Consider the following 20821-nt stretch of genomic DNA (forward strand, 5'->3'; position numbering starts at 1 on the left):
TCCGGAAAACGGAGTGTGTCGCCCTTAAGTGCTAATGCAACCTATTAATGTTCAACTAAAAAAGGTGCATTAGCATTTAAAAAGCGACTGCAGGAATGCTTACTCCGAAGCCTTATTTTTCTTTCTTTCTCTTTCCTAGCTTAAATAAAAAATCAACCAAAATAATTGCTGCTATAGTGATAAAGACGATTCCCACCCCAAAATGAAAGCCTTCCTGCTGCGTAGCCTTGTACAAGCCAATACCAATCCCACCGATTATCAATAGTACTGAGCTCATAACTTCACGTTTTTCTATATCAAACAACACCCTTCTTATACTCATTCGGGCTAAGCCCAACATCCTGCTTGAATAGCTTGGAGAAGTATGAATAATTCGCATAGCCTACCTTCTTAGCAACAGCATACACCGAAAGCGTCGTCGTTTCTAGCAAATGCTTAGCTGCCGCAATACGAGCCTGCGTAATATAGCTCCCTAAGGAGATGCCCGTTTCCTTCTTAAATACTCTCGCTAAGTAATCGGGATTAAGATAAATAATTTCTGCCAGGCTGTTTCTCGATAGATCATCGCCGATATGGGAATGGATGTATTGCTTAACTTCCTCCACGACGGACTTCGATTGCTTGGTGAATTCCCGATATTCCGTAGCTGTCTCAACGAGATAGGCGATGTATTCCTCCATATTTTCAATCGAGTGGAGGGCATGCGCGAATAGCCGCTCATAGCTTTTGCCGGAGTATAGCCTATGTGTCAGTATTTCCTTAGACTTCAGGAACGAATAGACAAGCTGCGTGATGTCTAGGCGGAACAGGCTTAGGATCGATTTGTCGAGTACCTGATGCTCGACATAGCCTCGAAGATAGCTCGACGCTTCCTCAACAAACTCAGCGGGCTTGTTCTGATAGAGCAGCTCCTCTAACCGCTGCAGATTAGGTGGCTCATAATCTCTCTTCACCTGACGCTCATATTGCTCCACGAAAAAGATCTGATTGCGAGACTTTGCCAGCTCTTCATTAATGCTTACTAGCTGCTTTATCGATTGACTGATACGGCCCAGAGCAACAGCTATGCCAATGCTGCAGCTGGCATCTGCCTTCAAATACTGATTCGCCTTTACAATGAATGAAGCGCACAGCTCCTCCATGATCTGATGATCCGGCGAGTCGCTCCATCTCACAATCGCGATCCAGTTATATTCCTTATATTCCATCATTGCCTCGACAGAAAAAGAGGCGCTCTGAAACGTCTCGTTCCACACATTGATGAGTGCATAGTCGAACAAGCCCTTATCGGTAATGCCCATACTGTTGTTGTACGGAAACAGATGAATCAATAGCGAATGGAACGTATCCTCCATCCGGTATGGCAGCTGCTGCTCATCAATCGCAAGCGCAATATCCGAGGACTTCATCGGGAACGATTGACTGCTGTTAATGAGCTGCCGCCAGAAATGCTCGAATATTTTCACTTGATTCTTCTTCCAGAAGTAGCCTTCCTGCTTGGCGAGCTCATTGCTTTGATGCTCCTTCGCTCTGGCTACCGCCTTCTGAATAATAAGCATCAGCTTGTCGAATTCGATCGGCTTAAGGAAGTATTCAAAGCTTTGCAGCTCAATCGCCTTCTGCGCATAGTTGAAATCAGCATAATTTGTTAGAATAATCGCTTGTATATCGTAGCCTTGATCGCGAATCCACGCGAGCAGCTCTAGACCGCTGCCTTGGGGCATATCAATGTCTGAGATCAGGATATGAATCGGGTGATGGGTAATAATGTCTCGCGCTTGGGCGATATTGTCGGCCGTATACACCTGCTCAATCTGCAGCGTTCGCCAATCCATTCTCGTTTCCAGCGCCTTAATCACAAAGTAATCGTCATCCACAATCAATGCGTTCATGCTCCAAATCCCCTTTCTCTGTAGCTGGTAAGTAAAGCACAACACATGCACCACCACCGGTTGAATTTGAAAAGTGCACCTTAGCTCTATTGTCATACAGATACGCTAGCCGCTGCAGCGTATTCATAATGCCGATATGCTGTCCCTCCGACTGATCGAGCGGCAGACCTTTTCTCAGCTTCTCTAGTACATCCGGTGGAAAGCCAGGTCCCGTATCGGCAATGCGGATCATGGTTAGCTCTTCTCCTTCGATGAACTGCTGACTGACCTCAAGGCTGATCTCGACCTTTTTATCGCGAGAGACCGCATATTTCATCGCATTTTCAATGAACGTCTGTAGGATAAGAGGTGGGATGCACACATTAGCTGTTAATTCTGTAGAGACAATCTGATAGGTAAATGCGTTCTGATAGCGCTGTCGCTGAATATCAAAGTACACCCTTATATGCTCCAGCTCATCCTCTAGACGAACGAACTCCTGATCATTTTGAAAAATATATCTGAAGTAATTGGAGATCGACATCGTCATCCGCTGAATTTCCTCATGCATATGCATCTGCGACATACTGTAAATCGTCGTTAGGCAATTCAAGAAGAAGTGAGGCTTAATTTGCAGCTTCATGTAGCGCAGCTGCATACTTTGCTTTTCTAGCTCGCGCTCATACATCTCAATCTTAATATCCTTCAGCTGCTTCACGAGATCGATGAATTGCTTATTGGCCTTCTCTAGCTCTATAATTCTACTGTTTTCAAAGTCGATTGGCTCTCCCGTGCTCGTCAGTACGGTTAAATTTTTAGAGAAGTTCTTAATCGGGATGAGCACCTTCTTCAGGAAGTACAGCATGATGAAGCATAGGTAGCAGGCAATCGTCACCGCAAGCAGTACGACGAGCAGCTGCGCGATCATAATTTTCTCAAAGGTACCGAATTGAATGACCAGCTTCACATGGAAGGTCGCATTCGAGAACGGCTGGTTCACCGTTTTGCCGAACTGGAATAGCTTCAGCAGCTTGGATTGCTCAGGGATCGGATCAGTTATACTTTCGCCATCACTGCCGATTAACGTCGCATAGCCTTCTCCGCCAAGGTCTAGCTCGCGCAGCGGAGAGATCAGCTTGTCTGCGGATATGAGACTGATCAAGTAGCTATCGTAGAATGGCACGATATTAATAATGTAGTAGCTTCCGTTGATCTCGATTGTTGTCCACTCGGAGTAATATTGCTCATATAGCATTTTGTCCTCCACAAGCTCGATAACCTGCTTCTTGAAGGCTTGATAATCAGGATAGGTTAGGTCCATCGGTGCGAAGTTGGAGAAGAATTGCTTCTCCTTAAGATAGACGAAGAAGTTGTACTCTGCACCAAGACTCTTTTGCAGCTCGGCATAGCGCCTAAACAGATTACGGTTGGATTTAATAAACGCAGCATCGCTAGTCGTTTCATCATTCATGAGCTCCAGATCCTCATCGTTCGCAAGCGTCCAACCCATAAAATGATTCAGATAGGAGAAGTTATTGTTAATCCGATCGATATACAGCTCAGCCGTATTGCGCAGGTACTGAGCAGATTGCTGCTGGACGAGAGAGATCGATACAAGGCTAATGATTAGATCGAGAATTAATATAATGAAAGAAATAAAGAGCAGTCTCTTGACGTAATGCTTAATCGAAAAATTTCGGCTAGCTTCCTTCGTCTCCATTCACGAGCCCCCTATGCATGACTTCATATATAAAGCCTATCTAGCTACCCCCATTATAAATCGAAATACACAGGAATAGATCACAGCTAGAGCGTTTCAAGCAAATATGTCCGAAAAGTGCTACATAAAGTCCGGATTCAGGAGGGCTGCAGCGTGCAGCGCCCGAGCCTATAAGTGATGAAGTCCGAATTATGAGCTCATAATGTCCAGATCTTTGACAGCGCTGGTTCTATAATGAAGCTATAGCTAGCGGTTAGACATTTTCCAAGAAAATATTTTCGAAGACATTTTCAAGAAGAAATTCTCCAAGAAGGGAGGCGACTTGGTCTTGAGTCCATATACACTGCGCATGAAGCGCACCGCTGCGAGAATCAGTAAAAACTGGGGCTTATACCTGCTGCTGCTGCCAGCTGTCGTGCTGCTCCTGCTATTTACGTATAAGCCGATGTACGGCGTGATCATTGCCTTCAAGGATTACAATCCTTCCCTAGGTATTACCGGAAGTCCGTGGGCCGGCTTCAAGTACTTTGAGAAGTTTTTTAACTCCTATCAATTCGAGGTCACGCTAAAAAACACGCTATACATTAGCCTGTACAGCTTTGCAACGTTCCCGATTCCGATTATCTTCGCGCTGCTGGTCAATCAGCTGCGGCACAATATGTACCGAAGGTTCTTCCAGACGGTAACGTACATGCCTCACTTTATATCTACCGTTGTACTCGTCGGCATCATGATGATTCTACTGTCTCCAGGCAACGGACTGATCGGCAATATTTATCGCTTGTTCGGAGCTGAAGCGCCGAATTTGATGGGATCGGCTGGCTTGTTCAGCAGCCTGTATGTATGGTCCGATGTGTGGCAGCAGACGGGCTGGAACAGCATTATCTATCTTGCAGCACTGTCAGCAATAAGCCCGAGCTTGTATGAGGCAGCGAAGGTAGACGGTGCGAGCAGATGGCAAATGGTACGGATGATCGATTTGCCGATGCTCATGCCGACGGCGATTACCTTGCTTATTCTGCGTATTGGCGGACTGCTCGGTGTTGGCTTCGAGAAGGTATATCTCATGCAGAACAATCTCAATATCTCGGGCAGCGAGGTGCTGTCGACCTACGTGTACAAAATCGGTCTATTAAGCGCCCAGTACAGCTTCTCCTCTGCCATCAATCTGTTTAATACGATCATCAATTTAATTCTATTAGTTACGGTGAATCAGATCTCAAGAAAATATAGCGAGAATAGCATTTGGTAGAAAGGGGGCCCTAAGCATGGCAGGCACTGCACAGCTAAACGTAGGCAGCAAGCGAAAACGGTGGTCCTCCGATAACATAAGCGAAATCATGCTATATGTGTGGACGGTCCTTGTACTGATCGTTACGCTGTATCCACTTTACTTTATTGTAATCGCTTCCTTTAGCGATCCGTATGCGGTTGGCAATGGGAAGGTTTGGCTATTACCAAGCGGGTTTACGTTCGACGGCTATAAGGAACTGCTGAATCATCCCCGTATATGGATCGGTTATCGCAATACGATTGCCTATACAATCGTCGGAACGCTTATCGGGCTGGCGGTTAATCTTTCCGCAGCCTATGCGCTGTCGAGGAAGGATCTGTTCGGGCGAAAAACGATTACGTTATTCTTTATATTTACGATGTTCTTTAATGGCGGATTAATCCCGACATTTCTTACGATTCGCGACTTCGGTCTATATGACACCTTTTTAGTGCTAGTGCTTCCATTCGCCGTAGGCGTGTTCGATATTATCGTGGCGCGCACATTTTTCCAGAATAGTATCCCTGCCGATCTATGGGAAGCAGCTCAGGTGGATGGCTGCGGCAATCTGCGCTACTACTTCATGATTGTTCTGCCGCTGTCGAAGGCGATCATCTCGGTACTGGCGCTATGGATTGCGGTCGGTCACTGGAACTCATACTTTAACGCCTTGATCTACATTAAGGATGATGCGCTGTATCCGCTGCAGCTCGTGCTTCGCAATATCTTAATTACGAACCAAATGCAGTCGGATATGGGAACGGGTGAAGCGGCACAGGTCGCACTGCGTCTAGCCAATATGCTGCGCTACTCCGTGATCATTGTCGCTACGATCCCGATTATGTGTATCTATCCCTTTGTTCAAAAATACTTTAACCAGGGGGTGATGATCGGAGCCGTCAAGTCATAGACAAGGGGTTTGCGCCTAATTGAACGAATTTGTAATTAACCAATGAAGGGGGATTGCTTCCGATGAAAAGAGCATTGCTGTATCTAACTTTGCTATCGATGCTGGGCACTGTACTATGGGGCTGCAGCAGCGATAACAAGAAGGAAAATACGGGAGGAACAAGTGCTACAGAAAACTTCAACAAGGAGGGCCTTCCGATTGTCAACGAGCCGATTACACTTGATGTGCTGACGGTTCGCTGGGGCAATATGGGCGATAGCTTCACGACTAACACCTGGCTGCAGGAGCTAGAGAAGAACACCAACGTAAAAATTAACTGGCAGGTCATGTCCTCCAATGACTGGGGCGAGCAGAGATCGGTTATGCTGGCAAGCGGCAAGCTTCCAGATGTCATTATTGGCGACCAGGCATTCGGAGCCTCTGACATTATTAATAACGTAAGCTATTTCCGACCGCTGGATGACTTAATTGACGAGCATATGCCGAACCTGAAGGCCGCGATGGAGGAAACACCGCTGCTGAAGAAAATTAGTACCTTCCCTGACGATAAAATCTACTCCTTGCCTGCAAGGCTGCCAGCTCGTCCGAAGTCTGGCGCTCAGCCGGTCATCAATAAAGCATGGCTTGATCAATTAGGACTGAAGGTGCCGACGAACATCGATGAGCTGTATACCGTGCTGAAGGCGTTCAAGGAGCAGGACCCGAACAATAATGGCAAGCAGGATGAGATTCCGGTCAGTAACTCGGGTGATATCGATGTCAATATGCTAAGCATCTTCGGCATTACCGATCTGCGAGGCAACAACATGATGGTTAAGGATGATAAGCTCGTCTATTATCCGACCTCTGAGGAATATAAAGAGGCGCTGAAATGGATGCATAAGCTGTACGATGAGGGCATCATTGATCGTGAGTCGTTCACACAGGATGAGACGATGCTTAGTGCTAAGCGTCAAAACCCAGATGCACCGCTTATCGGCTTCTCTTATCAATGGATTCCTGATGCTGTCTTCGGTCAATGGAGTGATCAATATATTACAATTGCGCCAATCAAAGGGCCAGATGGCAAAGGCTATCAGCTAGGTGAGCCGGATGGCTTAAGCTTTAGACGCAACGAGGTATTAATTACAACCTTCAATAAATATCCTGAGGTGACGGCTCGTTGGATTGACCAGTTCTATACGGGTGAAGCAAGTATCCAAAACTTCTGGGGCGCGATTGGCACCTCCATCGAGAAAAGTGAGGATGGTACGTACTCGTTAATGGCACCGCCTGAGGGTACGAGTGCAGACGCATGGTACTGGGAGAAGTCGCTGCGCGATTTCGGTCCGAAATACGTAAGCCCAAGCTTTGAGGAAAAGATCAAGCTTGATCCTACTACGGGTGACGGCTTAAAGCAGGAGCTCGATAAGCTAGGCGCAGAGTATGTCACGGTTCCTTATCCGGATGTGCTGTACACGGCTGAGGAATACCAGGAGCTGCCGACTTTGACGACCGACATTAATAGCTACATTGCCAGCACACGCGCCCAATGGGTGTCGAAGGGCGAGATTGATGAAAACTGGGATGCTTATGTCAAGCAGCTAAATGATATGGGACTTCCGAAGCTGATCAAAATCTACGAGGATGCGTACAACCGCTACATGAGCGTGGAGTAGGTATTGAATGAATCTTGTATGAGAGTTAAATGATTGTTGATAAGCTACGACTTTTGATAAAGAAACGAGCAACAAGAAGCAAAAAAGCACAGGCAAACAACAAGTACTGGCTGATTATGTTCGCAACAAGCCTGGTAAATTGTTGCTGATAAAGAGTTGATTAAGCAGCGAGCGAATATTGATGAGTGTGAATAAGCCTGAAGTAAGCACTAGCGAAAGTGGATTAACGTTGCATATGCGATTAACAAGCATTGAATGAATGTTGATTATCGTTGAATAACCGTTAAATGAGTATTACATGAGCGCTGAATGAGTGCTGAATAAGTGTGGAGCAAGGGTTGTCTAATAAGTAAGCTTCATAAGCCGCTTGCTCAACGCTCACCGTGAGCGAAGGAGCAAAGAGATTCTGGAAAACGACAGTGGCTCGCCTTTAAGGCCTGATTCTACCTTATTAACTCTAAGAGAATCAGGCTTTAAACGCGAGTGTAAGAACTCTTTGCTCCGTAGCGGCTTCATACGCGTCCACAGAACTTTTTAGACAACCCTAATCTAATACAGGAAACGAACAAGGAGTGTTGAGCCAACATGTTAAAGGTAACCGTATGGAATGAGAACCGTCATGAGCATCACAATCCAGCCGTAAGAGAGATATACCCAGAAGGCATTCATGGTGCGATTGCCTCCTTTCTTAAGCAGGCAGGCTTTGAAGCAGGAACTGCGACGCTAGACGAGCCGGAGCACGGCTTAACTGATGACGTGTTAAGCAATACCGATGTTCTAATCTGGTGGGGACATCTAGCCCACGGCGAAGTGCAGGATGACATTGTTCGTAAGGTACAGCAGCGTGTACTCAGCGGCATGGGGCTAATCGTACTGCATTCCGGACATTTTTCTAAAATCTTCAAAGCATTAATGGGTACGTCCTGCGAGCTAAAGTGGCGCGAGGCGGATGAGCGCGAACGGCTCTGGGTCGTAGCACCAAGTCATCCGATTGTCGAAGGCATTGGCGAGTATATCGAGCTGGAGCAGGAAGAAATGTACGGCGAGCATTTTGATATACCAGCGCCTGATGAGCTGATCTTTACGAGCTGGTTCGAGGGCGGCGAGGTGTTTCGTAGTGGCTGTACCTATACACGAGGCAGTGGAAAGGTGTTTTATTTCCGGCCGGGCCATGAGACGTATCCGACCTATCACAACGAGCAAATTCAGCGTGTCATCATCAATGCTGTCCGTTGGGCTGCACCAGTAGATCGTGAGCGACCAATCTATGGCAACGCAAAGCCACTAGAGCATATTTCCGCGAAATAAGGAGGATTACAATATGAAGATCTATCGAATTGGATTAATAGGCTTAGGCGGAATGGCGCATGCTCACCGGCAATGGATGAAGGAAACTGGACGCTTTGATATTGTTGCTGTCAGTGATGTGAACGAAGAGGCGCTGCAGCGATTCGGTGATCAGCTTGGGATTAATGAGGAGAAGCGCTACACCGACTTTCAGCAGCTTATACAGGATGCTGATGTTGAAGCGGTCGTATCGGTTACGCCGAACAACATTCATGCGAATATCATGCGAGCTTGTATCGAAGCGGGCAAGCCGTTTCTTGGAGAAAAGCCGTTTACGCGAACCCTCGAGGAGGCCGCTCAGCTGCTGGAGCTGTATGAGCGACAGCCCGTTGCTGCGATGATTGGCTTCAGCTATCGCTACACGCCTGCTTTCCGTTATGTACGGGAGCTGATACAGGAGGCGAGCATCGGCACAGTAAGGAGCTTCTCCCTGCAATATCTGCAAGGCTGGGGCAAGGCCGATCACCCTTATATATGGCGATACGACAAAGCGATTACCGGTACAGGCACGCTCGGTGACCTCGGCTCTCATATGATTGATCTGGCACGCTTTCTGTTTGGCGAATTCGAGGAGCTGTCGGCACAGCTGAAGACGATTATTCCTGAGCGGTTAGACGCTAAAAGCGGAGCGAAGGTCAAGATAGAGGTGGATGATTATGCAAGCTTCCAAGCTCGAATGTCTGGTGATGTGATGGGCATATTTCACACCTCACGCAATGCTGTTGGCTCGGGCAATCAGCACGAGGTATCGATCTATGGAGATACTGGCACGCTTCACGCCTCGACCTTGAATCCAGATCAGATCGTATGGATTCGAGAGGAAGCCTCCGGCCAGCTGTCGAGGATTACACTTGATGTGCCTAGCCATTGTAAGGTGAAGCAGTATAACGACTTTCTAGCCATGCTGGATGGAAAGTCCGGGGGATTGCTGCCGGGCTTCATGGATGGCTACCGTAATCAGCAGGTGCTCGATGCAATTGTAACGTCGAGCGAGAATAAGTCTGTTGTCTCGTTATAATGTAATAACTTGATAGGGATTTGAGCAAGGGATCTAAGCATTGGATCTAAGCATTGGATCTAAGCATTGGATCTAAGAACGAGCTTTAATACTAAAGGCTTTTATAATTATTCACTATGAATAATCATAAAAGTCTTTTTTGTGTTTAAGCATCTACGCTACTACTGAGCGTTCCTTTTAATATTGAAAACCGACAGTATCTTAATAATTGACAACGCTTTCTTAATATCGTTGGCTTATAGTGCCTGATCGTGGCAGATATAATGATTACAAAGGAGGGACGCTATTATGGAGGTTGAAACGAAAGTCAGTCACAGTGTCCAATGGAGTCATCGCCGAGCACAGTTTTTCAAGCAATTAAAGAAGCAAAGGGTGCTTCATCTGTTTGTTGGATTGGGTATGATATTTTTACTTATATTCTCCTACACTCCGATGTTCGGGATATTGATGGCCTTTAAGGAGTACTCCATTTCGAGTGGAATTAAAGGAATCTTTACGAGCGAATGGGTCGGACTTAAGCATTTTAATGAGTTTGTTAGCGATTATCGTTTTGGCGAGATTGTTCGTAATACACTCGTTCTAAGCTTTCTAAAGGTACTATTCACTTTTCCTGCTCCAATACTACTTGCGATTCTATTGAACGAAGCAAGAAATCTACGCTTCAAGAAAATCGTGCAAACCGTTAGCTACTTACCACATTTCATATCGTGGGTTGTCGTGGCAGGAATCGCGTTCTCCTTTCTATCTGCAGATATTGGCATGATCAACAAAGCTTTAATGAGCTTGGGGCTCATAGACAAGCCAATGGATATTCTGACGAACGCAGATCACTTCTGGGGGCTAGCCGTGGGAAGCGCGGTGTGGAAAGAGGTCGGCTGGTGGACGATTATTTTCTTAGCAGCTATAGCTGGAATAGATCCGACGCTGTATGAAGCCGCGCAAATTGACGGAGCAGGGAGACTGGCGCGAATTCGTCATATTACGTTTCAAGGGATGAAGGGTACCATCGTCGTAGTTCTTATTCTTACGATCGGAAGCATCCTAGGGGGAGGCTTGGTCGGTTCTAACTTCGAACAAGCATTTCTATTCGGCAACAGCATTAACAATTCCACCTCAGAAATTGTACAGACGTATGCCTTTAAGGTCGGACTAAGGGATGGTCGTTTCTCCTATGCCGCAGCGATAGATTTGATTCAGTCCATCATTGCTGTAATTTTGATCTTTTCTAGTAATTTTATTGCGAAGCGTGCATCAGGATCTAGCTTATTTTAGAGGGGAGGCGTGGAGATGGGTCAAAAACAAAAGGACAAAATTATGGATAGCTTCATTACGGTCATTCTGTTTCTTATTTTTATCGTCATGTTTTATCCATTCTATTATGTTTTGATTCTCTCATTTAATAAGGGAACGGACTCGCTCACGGGAGCCATTTACTTCTGGCCGAGATCCTTTACATTTGAAAACTATGAACGATTTTTGAGTGATCCTCATTGGTATAAAGCCTTTTTGGTGACGATTATGAGAACGCTTTCTGGCACTGTGCTGGGAGTGCTCCTTACGAGCATTGTCGCTTACGGGCTATCGCATCAACAGTTGTTGTTCCGCAAAACCTACTTCACCATCATTATCTTTGCAATGTACTTCTCAGGCGGCTTGATTCCATATTACGTCGTGCTACGTTCAATCGGATTACTTAACACCTTTGGCGTTTATATTATTCCTTCGATGCTCAGCACGTTTTTCCTATTGATCGCGATCTCCTTCTTTCGCGATATTCCAGGAGAGCTGAAGGAATCTGCACATATGGATGGAGCGAGCGAGCTGGTTATCTTTTATAAGGTGATTCTTCCTGTATCGATGCCGCTTATCGCCACGATGTCATTATTTACAGGTGTAGGTCAATGGAATTCCTGGCTGGACTCAGCTTACTTTGTCCAGTCGGATAACTTAAGAACACTTGCCTTCCGCATGATGGAGGTCATCAACAAAAGTAATATTCCAATGGATTCGCTTGCTATTGCAAACAGCTCTTCAGCAGGAGTTACAAGCTATTCGCTTCAGCTTGCTGCGATGGTCATATCAGTAGCTCCGATCGTATGCGTGTATCCATTTCTACAGAAATACTTTGTTCAAGGCGTTATGCTAGGCTCGGTGAAGGGTTAATGCTGATCTAAGTGCGGTATTAGAGCAGAAATGTGCTTTAATATATATTAGTTTGATGGAGGGGTGTTTAAGGATGAAGATACAGGGAACAAAAGGTCTATTGCTAGCCTTGGTAACGGTATTGATGGTGTCCTTATTATCGGCTTGTGGGGGAAAAGATGCGAGCCCGAAGGGTAATAACGGCACGAATTCTAGTAATAACGGAGAAGTGGCAACAACGAAGGATGAAATTACAGAGCTGTCACTTTTTATCGATGCATCATGGTATCCAGTGAATGAATGGAAGGGACCTATTGCTGAGAAAATCACTGAAAAAACAGGTGTGAAATTAAAGGTAACGGTGGCTGCTGATGATAAGCAGCTTCCACTGATGATCTCCTCTGGAGATTTACCGGATCTTATTTTTACTTACTCTCAGGTCACTCGACTATCTGATTCTAAGCTGTCCTATCCATGGAATGAGCTAATTGAGCAATATGCCCCTAACTTCGTCATAGATGATACGAGAAAAGCTATTCATACGATGGAGGATGGGAACTTCTATACGGTAAGAAACTCCTTCGCTACACAAGAGGAGATGGCCGAGCATAAATATGCGATTGGCAGCGATGGTAACCCAGGAATTGCTGTACGTGAGGATATATTAGCTGAGCTTGGTAATCCATCGCTGAACTCGGTGGAGGATTTCGTCAATGTATTAGGCATGGTGAAGGAGAAATATCCTGATATGGTGCCGCTCACGATGGATAAAGACTGGATGGAGCAATATTTCATACAGCAATTCGGCGTTGAGGCGCTGCTGGACGGATGGTACGAGCGCGATGGGAAAATAGACTATGCAATCAAGCAGCCAGAAATGCTAGAGTTCTTCAAGTTTATGAATCTATTGTATCGAAACGGATATATTCTTGCTGAAAACTTCGCCTATACGAATGACCAAATCGATGATGAATATGCGGTTGGCGGGAAAGCATTTGCTCATAGTCATACGGTCAGCGTTGCCGATTCAGACAATGCCAAAATTAAAAACAATGGTGCTGATTATAGCTTTAAGATGCTGCCAAGTGCATTGTCCAAGGATGCTAAAATCGTAAGCTCAGGGCTAGGCTTTGCAGGAACTTTCATTACGAAGAACAACAAGAACCCAGAGGCTTCCATTAAATTTATTGAGTTTTTGGCGAGTGATGAGGGCAAGAAGCTAACGATGTTTGGTATTGAAGGAGAGCATTGGACGTGGAATGAAGAAGGATACCCGAACTTAAACTACGATCCATCGGATGCTGATTTTGTAAATGGTAATGGAATCAAATGGTGGTACCTGTACAATGATGGCGTAACGGAAGGGCTGCAGGGCTATGTGCCTGGTACGCAAAAGACGCAAGCATTGCTCGAACGAAAGGCAATCACCATCTATAAACCAGAAATCGGATTGATTCAAACTGAGCCAGATTCTGAGGAAAGAACGATCAAAACAAAGATCGATGAAATGATTAAAAATGAGAAGGTAAAGATCTATCTAGCAAGCTCAGAGGAAGAAGCAATTGCAAACTATGAGAACATGCTGAAAACGGCTGAGCAGATCGGTCTACAAAAGCTAGTGGACTGGGCAAACGAAACCTATCAAAAGAAAAAAGATTTATTTGAATCAATTTCATAAATCTAAAGCCCCGATATGACTAGCTTTCTAAGGCATGAAAAAAGGAGAACCTCCCCAAATCTCGAAATTGTTAAGTACCACCAAAACAATGAGATGAAAGGATGAACCCCTATGCCATATATTCGACACGAAAGTCTGTTTTCCTTGCAAGACTTGTTTTCTATGGAGCAAAAATTTCGTTTTGAAGCCATATTTAGTGCAATAGATATTCAACCTTTACTGTCCGTGGTCAGTAAAAAATCAAGGCTTGGTGCTCCCGTTGAAGTTCACTACTCGGCGATGATTTACTCGTTAATCGCTAGACTCATTTCACGCATCCCGACAATTAAAGATTTAATCAAAAGGCTCCGTGAGGATCTTTTGTTTCGTCTGGATTGTGGCTTTATGCTGTCAGATTCCATTCCTTCTGAAGCATCCTACTCTCGGCTTATTCAGAAAATTAGTCAGAGCAACGCACTAGAGCAGATGCAACAACAAGTCATTACTCATGCACTGCAAGAAGGATTTATTCTCGACGATACGATTGCCATCGATGCTACACATGTAGTCGCTCGTGATCAAGCACCTAAGAAGCAAGCGAAAGAAAAGCCTGAACCTAAAAAACGTGGACGTAAGTCGAAAGAAGAACATAAGATTTGGCTCGCACAAAAACAAGCTGAAGAAGCAACAAAAACGATTTACCAACGAGAAATAGCTGATCAATTGACAACATCCTACGAACAGCTAAGCCAACAGATGCCACTAGACCCACAGTGGGGCATCAAGAAAAATAGTGAACAAAACAACGTCTTTTGGTATGGCTACAAGGCACATTTGGCGGTTGCCACAAGTAGTCAATATATTCTAGGTGCGTTGCTATCTTCAGGTAATTTAAATGATGGAAAAGCTGCTATTCCTTTATTAAAGGGGCTTGCCCTTCATCATCCGTGCTTTAAGTATCGCTATGCAACAATGGATGCTGGGTATGACCATGAACCAATTTATGAGCAAGTAAGAAAAGCAGAAGCTCATGCGATTATCGCCTACAACCGTCGACGAGAACCCGAATATATCGGATTCGATGAGCATTTTGCTCCAACCTGTGTAAGAGAACAATCCTATCGTTATGATAGCTACGATGCGAAATACGAGACGCTAAAGTATATCCGTCCGAAAGCATGTGAAGAATGTCCGCTTAAAAAAGATAGTTTGTGTCAAAAGGTGTACAAAATTAAAATAACATCCAGTCTTCGCAAGTATACGGCACCTGCACGAGGAACGGTATCTTGGGATCATATAGCTAAACGCCGAACCGCTGTTGAACGTGTGAATGCCTATTTGAAGGGGTATTTTCAACTGAATCATATTCGTCATCGTTCAGGTCAAAAAGCAAAAGCACATTTGACGCTGGTTTCTTTAGTATACAATGCAACGAAATTAGCAGTAGACCGCATCAATAAAAGATTAAAACATCAAGCAGCTTAAGCTTCAAAAAACAGGAGTTAATAAATTCTGTTCGTCTGACTTTGTTTAGATAAGTGCATTATGAAATTGATTCATTTAAATAATTTATCAAAATCCGGTAGAGAAAGAAGGAACTCTGCCGGATTTTTCGAACTTACTGTAGTGATACATAAAATATAAGACGGAGGTTATTTAGTGATGAGTAAAAAGCAAGGCCTTAATCCTTACCTCCCATCGTGGGAGTACATTCCAGATGGTGAACCATACGTTTTCAACGGTCGAGTATATATTTACGGCTCACATGATCGTTTCAATGGACATGTCTTTTGTTTGAATGATTACGCATGCTGGTCTGCACCTGTAGATGATCTAGCCGATTGGCGCTATGAGGGAGAAATCTATGCGAAGACCGATGATCCTCTCAACCCAGATGGCAGTATGTGCCTGTATGCGCCAGATGTCACAGTAGGTCCCGATGGACGTTATTATTTATATTATGTTTTGGATAAGGTACCGGTTGTATCTGTTGCAGTATGCGATACGCCGGCTGGAAAGTATCAATTTTATGGTTATGTAAAGTATGCGGACGGTACTCGTCTGGGAGAAAGAGAAGGAGATCAGCCTCAATTCGACCCTGGCGTACTGACAGAAGGGGATGTAACGTACCTGTATACCGGATTTTGCTCCGTTGGTGATAAATCGAGAAAGGGTGCGATGGCGACTGTCCTCGGTCCAGACATGCTAACGATTGTCGAGGAGCCTGTATTTGTACTGCCAAGTGAGCCTTATAGTAAAGGCAGTGGCTTCGAAGGACATGAGTTTTTTGAAGCGCCTTCCATTAGAAAGAAGGGAGATCTTTACTACCTTATCTACTCTTCTGTTGCGATGCATGAGCTGTGCTACGCGACAAGCTCATCCCCAACAGGTGGATTTCAGTATCAGGGAGTTATTATAAGCAACAGTGATCTTCATATTGATTCCTATAAGCCGGCAAATCAACCGATGTACTATGGAGGAAATAATCACGGAAGCATCGTAGAAATTAATGATAAGTGGTATATCTTCTACCATAGACATACGAACGGAACGGCGTTTTGTCGTCAGGGATGCTTAGAGCCGATTACTTTTCAAGAGAATGGCACCATTCCTCAGGTTGAGATGACCTCTTGCGGTCCTAACGGCGGGCCTCTTGTTGGCTTTGGTGAGTATCCTGCGTATTTGGCTTGTAACCTGTTCTATAAGGATCAAGCGATCTATACTGGAGGCTTTGGAGCTGGAGTATGGATGGACAGTAGATTCCCTAAAGTAACACAGGATGGAAAGGACGGAGACGAAGAGGTTGGATACATTGCGAATTTAACGGATTCGGCTACCGCTGGCTTTAAGTATTTTGATTGCAAGGGCGTTAAAAAAATAAGCATTAATGTACGCGGGTACAGTCAAGGCAGCTTCCAGGTGAAAACGACGTGGGATGGACCGGTATTGGCCGAAATTCCAGTTGGATTTACGAATGTTTGGAAGGAATATTCTACAGAGCTTGACCTGCCTGACGGCGTGCATGCGATTTATTTAACCTTTACAGGAATGGGCAGTGCTAGCTTAGCATCATTCACCTTAGCTTAATATCATATCGTCTAAGAAGCTGATTCACAGTCAGCGTACATCCGTGGATACTGAGGTAGCTTATTAGAGTAGCTAGGAGGGAAAGTATGAATATTACTCGGAAACTTACGCTAGGTTATATTATTCTCATACTAATACCTGTTATCGCATTTGGTTACCATTATTATTCTCAGATCCACGGAAGTCTGACGAAGCAGTTTGCCGAAAGCAGACAGAAGATTTTAGAGCAAGCCTATGCGAATATGAAGATGGATTTTACCCGTATTCAGTCCGTGCACCGGGTGCTGCAATACAATTCGTACGTTACTGACTATCTCGACGGTGTATATGACAGGGAGCTGGAGAGTGTATATTCATTCATTCGCTACATCAGTCCGTTATATGCTCAGTCGTATTTCGCCAATTCCGAGATTCATTCGATCGTCATCTACAAGCTAAAGGATGATGTATTTACGATAACAGAGCATTTTGTTGATTCGACAAATCTTGATCCGCATATAGAAGAAGCTACTCGTCATTTAAAGCCTGGATCTGGCATGTGGGTTCGAGTTAATCCCGATTCCCTTCACTCGGAGCTCATATATTACCAGCATATCTATAATACGCAATTTACCGAGAAAATCGGATTGCTAGAAATTAAAATCAACGATACGTTAATTGATAAGTTTTATGATGCTGCCGGCGTAGAAGAGCCGTGGCATGTTGTTTTATTAACCGAGCAGGATGAGCTTATAGGAGAATTTCCTACTGAAGCAGCCATTGATGAACAGACACTAGCAGACTTAAAGCAGGAGCATAACAAATTTGTCATTCATCATAAAAATATTATGAATCAATTAAAGCTAGAGGAGCTTGGGCTTCGTGTCATTGTAACAGGTAAGGTAAGCGATGTGTTCCATTCCCTTACACGTTCAGAGGTCGTAGTCATTATTATTATCGTCTTCTTATTAGTTGGTCTATCCTTCGTATATTATATGTTTGCTTCTACCATTACGAAGCGCATTTTAAGATTAGCTAGACATATGCGTACATTGGATAATGATAATTTACGACAGAACATCATCAAGCAAGATAAGCTCAAAGAGAACGATGAGATTGGATTTCTCATCGAAACGTATAATTCGATGCTTCAACGAATGGATGAACTGATCAATAATGTTCATCGTGTTGAAATGCTTAACAAAGAGGCTGCATATAAGGTTTTACAAGCGCAAATTAAGCCGCATTTTCTGTACAATACGCTGGAGACAATTAGGATGCTTGCCGAAACGAACAACGATCATGAGGTTGCGGATATATCGTTATGGTTCGGTAAATTAATGCGGTATAGCTTATCCTCTGAGCATGAGGAGATTACGCTCGCTCAGGAAATTGAGATGGCTAAGTTTTATTTACAAATTCATAAGATGCGGCTTCAGCATAGATTAACGTATGAATTTGATGTATCCATTGATGATGCGGCGAAGGTTGTATGTCCGCGGTTTATGATACAGCCGCTAGTAGAAAACAGCATTATTCATGGAGCGTCAAAGGTTATACGTCCTGTACACATTCGCCTTGTTGCTGAGGAGAATGAGCAGGAGCTTCGCATATCGGTCATTGATAACGGTGACGGGATCGCGAAGGAAAAGCTAATCCAGCTTCAATCCACACTTTCGGGAGGAACGAAGCAAGATAAATCAACATTAATAACAGGTGTAGGCTTAATCAATGTTCATGATCGTATTAAGGCTTACTTCGGTGGAGCGTCCCGATTAGAGCTTAAGAGTGAGCCGGGGCTTCAAACCTGTCTGTGCATCGTCATTGATAAAAGGGGAGCTGAATGAGTATGAGACTATTGATTGTAGACGATGAACCATTGATTCTAAATGGACTGGTCAAGGTTGTCAGAAAAGTAGCTCCTGAAGGAACGGAGATTCGTGAAGCTCTGAATGCATACGAAGGGCTTAAGGTCATGCAGCAATATTTGCCAGATGTGACGATTACGGACATCAATATGCCTGAAATGAACGGCTTTGAAATGATGGAAGAGGCTAAAGCACAGGAGTTATGTAACCGCTTTATCGTGTTGACGGGTTACGATGAATTTGAATATGTACGTACCGCTCTGCGCGCTGGTGTCGTTGACTATATATTGAAGCCGATCGATCAAGCTGAAATTGGCATACTGCTCGAGCGTATTAAGCAGGAGCTCCCTGCTGCGCTTGATGCTGATTATACTTCTCATGCTAATCGAATTCTTACCTATATGCAGATACATTTTAGAAAGGATCTTTCGCTTGATCATTTATCCGAGATGATGGATCTTCATCCTAATTATATTTGCAGCTTGTTTAAGAAAGAAACAGGAGATACCTTCGTCAATTATTTAAATGCGATGCGCATTCGTGAGGCGAAAAATTTACTGGAAAATGAGCATGATGCCTCTGTGAGCGCCATCGGAAAAATGGTTGGCTATGACAATAAGCATTACTTTACGAAAGTATTCAAGCGATATACTGGAACTACACCCGGTGCATACCGGAAGAGTGTGCTTGAAGGGGAGCGTAATTGCTGATGATACCTTTTCGTTTGAAGGATGAAACCATGGGCTTAACTTTGTTATAATTAGCTAACTGCTCAGCAGTATACGAAATTACCTATTGAAGATAACATCGAGCGAGAATGAACAAACAATCAATCAACTTAAGTAAATTTTCAGTAAGGGAGCTGCTTCTATGTCTAACATTTATCGTATTGGAATCATTGGCTGTGGAGGAATCGCGACGGGTAAGCATATGCCCGCACTGCAAAAGCAGCCAAACGCTGCAATGGTCGCTTTCTGCGATGTAGACGAAGAGCGTGCCATTAAGGCTCGCGAAGCATTTGGTGCACCAGATGCGAAAGTATATACCGACTATCATGAGCTGCTAGCCGACCCAACGATTGATATCGTACATGTATGTACGCCTAATGACTCTCATGCTGAGATTTCGATTGCAGGGCTTGAAGCTAATAAGCATGTCATGTGTGAAAAGCCGATGGCCAAGACGGCAGCAGATGCGCGTCGTATGGTCGAAGCAGCAAAGCGATCAGGGAAAAAGCTGACGATTGGCTACCAGAATCGTTTTCGCTCAGACTCTCAATATTTGAAGCAGCTTTGCGAGGATGGCGAGCTTGGTGATATCTACTACGCGAAGGCTCATGCGATTCGTCGTCGTGCAGTGCCGACCTGGGGCGTGTTCCTTGATGAGGAAAAGCAAGGCGGAGGTCCGTTAATCGATATCGGTACTCATGCACTCGATCTAACGCTATGGATGATGAATAACTATAAGCCTAAGGCTGTGCTCGGCACAGCATTTCATAAGCTTTCACAGCGAGCAAATGCCGCTAACGCTTGGGGCTCCTGGGACCCTGAAAAGTTCACCGTAGAGGATGCGGCGATGGGAATGATCACAATGCAGAACGGTGCTACGATTATGCTTGAATCGAGCTGGGCGATTAACATGCTTCAGACAGGAGAAGCGAAGACGACGCTATGCGGCACCGAAGGTGGTGCGGATATGGAAGATGGCTTGCGTATTAATGGTGAGAAGCATAGCAAGCTATTCACAAACCGCATTGAGCTTGATGCAAGCGGCGTTGATTTCTATGAGGGCAGTAAGGATGACCCTGCGGAGGTCGAAGCTCGACTATGGCTTCAGTCGATTGAGAATGACACTGAGCCGCTTGTCACTCCTGAGCAAGCCTGCGTCGTGTCAGAAATTCTTGAAGCGATCTACGAGTCCTCTAGAACGGGAAAGGCGGTTTATTTCGAAGAATAGTAAAATGCAGAAAAGCCTGAGAGATCAGGCTTTTTTTATGTTTTTTGCATATAATGAGCAATAACTGTGATTAGAGGGGTTTACAGTTACAGTAGGGGCTTGTAAAATGATATTGACTTAATGTAAGCGTATACACACCGAGAGGGGACTTAACCTAGTATTCTAGCTTCAACCATTTCAAAGGATGGGAGGAATGCGAAAGTAGTGTGATATAAGCTTAATTAAAGCAATAGTTGATACCTCGATTTTTTCACCTCTACGTAGTAAGTGCTCATTATCCTCAACAAGAGATGCATGTTTGCCAATTCGATAAGTACTGGCGGTGCTCAGCTTGA

General features: G+C 44.6%; 16 protein-coding genes. 13 read left to right on the plus strand and 3 right to left on the minus strand.

The window, feature by feature from the left end:
• Positions 1-112 precede the first annotated feature (112 nt).
• From NSQ99_RS20875 to NSQ99_RS20885, 3 genes are read right to left on the minus strand one after another with little or no spacing between them, the layout of a single operon-like run.
• A complete protein-coding gene (locus NSQ99_RS20875) occupies positions 113-307 on the minus strand; it encodes a hypothetical protein (protein ID WP_340838946.1) in 195 nt (64 codons plus the stop codon).
• Positions 297-1892, minus strand: coding sequence for a response regulator (locus tag NSQ99_RS20880; RefSeq protein WP_340838947.1), 1596 nt, complete (start codon positions 1890-1892; stop codon positions 297-299). Before NSQ99_RS20880 ends, NSQ99_RS20875 begins: the two co-directional genes overlap by 11 nt.
• Complete coding sequence (locus NSQ99_RS20885) at positions 1870-3591, minus strand: sensor histidine kinase (protein ID WP_340838948.1); 1722 nt, start codon at positions 3589-3591, stop codon at positions 1870-1872. Before NSQ99_RS20885 ends, NSQ99_RS20880 begins: the two co-directional genes overlap by 23 nt.
• Before the next feature lie 349 nt (positions 3592-3940).
• Between NSQ99_RS20885 and NSQ99_RS20890 the strand changes: the two genes are divergently transcribed.
• From NSQ99_RS20890 to NSQ99_RS20950, 13 genes are all read left to right on the plus strand, one after another.
• The gene (locus NSQ99_RS20890; RefSeq protein ID WP_340839222.1) at positions 3941-4843 is read left to right on the plus strand and encodes an ABC transporter permease; all 903 of its coding nucleotides are present in this window, start codon (positions 3941-3943) and stop codon (positions 4841-4843) included.
• A gap of 16 nt (positions 4844-4859) precedes the next feature.
• Positions 4860-5774, plus strand: coding sequence for a carbohydrate ABC transporter permease (locus NSQ99_RS20895; protein WP_340838949.1), 915 nt, complete (start codon positions 4860-4862; stop codon positions 5772-5774).
• 62 nt (positions 5775-5836) lie between these two features.
• Positions 5837-7432: an extracellular solute-binding protein gene (locus NSQ99_RS20900; RefSeq protein WP_340838950.1), complete on the plus strand. Its 1596-nt coding sequence runs from the start codon at positions 5837-5839 to the stop codon at positions 7430-7432.
• 585 nt (positions 7433-8017) lie between these two features.
• Entirely contained in the window at positions 8018-8740 is a 723-nt protein-coding gene (locus NSQ99_RS20905; protein ID WP_340838951.1) for a ThuA domain-containing protein, read from the plus strand.
• 13 nt (positions 8741-8753) lie between these two features.
• Positions 8754-9797 carry a Gfo/Idh/MocA family protein gene (locus NSQ99_RS20910; protein ID WP_340838952.1) on the plus strand — a complete coding sequence of 348 codons (1044 nt, stop codon included), beginning with the start codon at positions 8754-8756 and terminating at the stop codon, positions 9795-9797.
• A 288-nt stretch (positions 9798-10085) separates the two neighbouring features.
• Positions 10086-11069: an ABC transporter permease gene (locus tag NSQ99_RS20915; RefSeq protein WP_251668166.1), complete on the plus strand. Its 984-nt coding sequence runs from the start codon at positions 10086-10088 to the stop codon at positions 11067-11069.
• A 15-nt stretch (positions 11070-11084) separates the two neighbouring features.
• Positions 11085-11960 carry a carbohydrate ABC transporter permease gene (locus NSQ99_RS20920; RefSeq protein WP_340838953.1) on the plus strand — a complete coding sequence of 292 codons (876 nt, stop codon included), beginning with the start codon at positions 11085-11087 and terminating at the stop codon, positions 11958-11960.
• A 73-nt stretch (positions 11961-12033) separates the two neighbouring features.
• Entirely contained in the window at positions 12034-13617 is a 1584-nt protein-coding gene (locus NSQ99_RS20925) for an extracellular solute-binding protein (protein WP_340838954.1), read from the plus strand.
• Positions 13618-13728: 111 nt separating this feature from the next.
• Positions 13729-15081, plus strand: a complete 1353-nt coding sequence (locus tag NSQ99_RS20930) for a transposase (protein ID WP_340835123.1) — start codon at positions 13729-13731, stop codon at positions 15079-15081.
• Between the two features lie 177 nt (positions 15082-15258).
• Positions 15259-16683, plus strand: coding sequence for a family 43 glycosylhydrolase (locus tag NSQ99_RS20935; RefSeq protein WP_340838955.1), 1425 nt, complete (start codon positions 15259-15261; stop codon positions 16681-16683).
• 86 nt (positions 16684-16769) lie between these two features.
• Positions 16770-18509: a sensor histidine kinase gene (locus tag NSQ99_RS20940; RefSeq protein WP_340838956.1), complete on the plus strand. Its 1740-nt coding sequence runs from the start codon at positions 16770-16772 to the stop codon at positions 18507-18509.
• Positions 18506-19240 (plus strand): response regulator transcription factor, encoded by a 735-nt coding sequence (locus tag NSQ99_RS20945; protein ID WP_340838957.1) that lies wholly within the window; start codon positions 18506-18508, stop codon positions 19238-19240. Before NSQ99_RS20940 ends, NSQ99_RS20945 begins: the two co-directional genes overlap by 4 nt.
• Positions 19241-19400: 160 nt before the next feature.
• Entirely contained in the window at positions 19401-20486 is a 1086-nt protein-coding gene (locus NSQ99_RS20950) for a Gfo/Idh/MocA family protein (protein WP_340838958.1), read from the plus strand.
• The last annotated feature ends 335 nt before the right edge of the window (positions 20487-20821 follow it).

Source organism: Paenibacillus sp. FSL W7-1287, from assembly GCF_038004245.1.
Classification (GTDB): Bacteria; Bacillota; Bacilli; order Paenibacillales; family Paenibacillaceae; genus Pristimantibacillus; species Pristimantibacillus camelliae.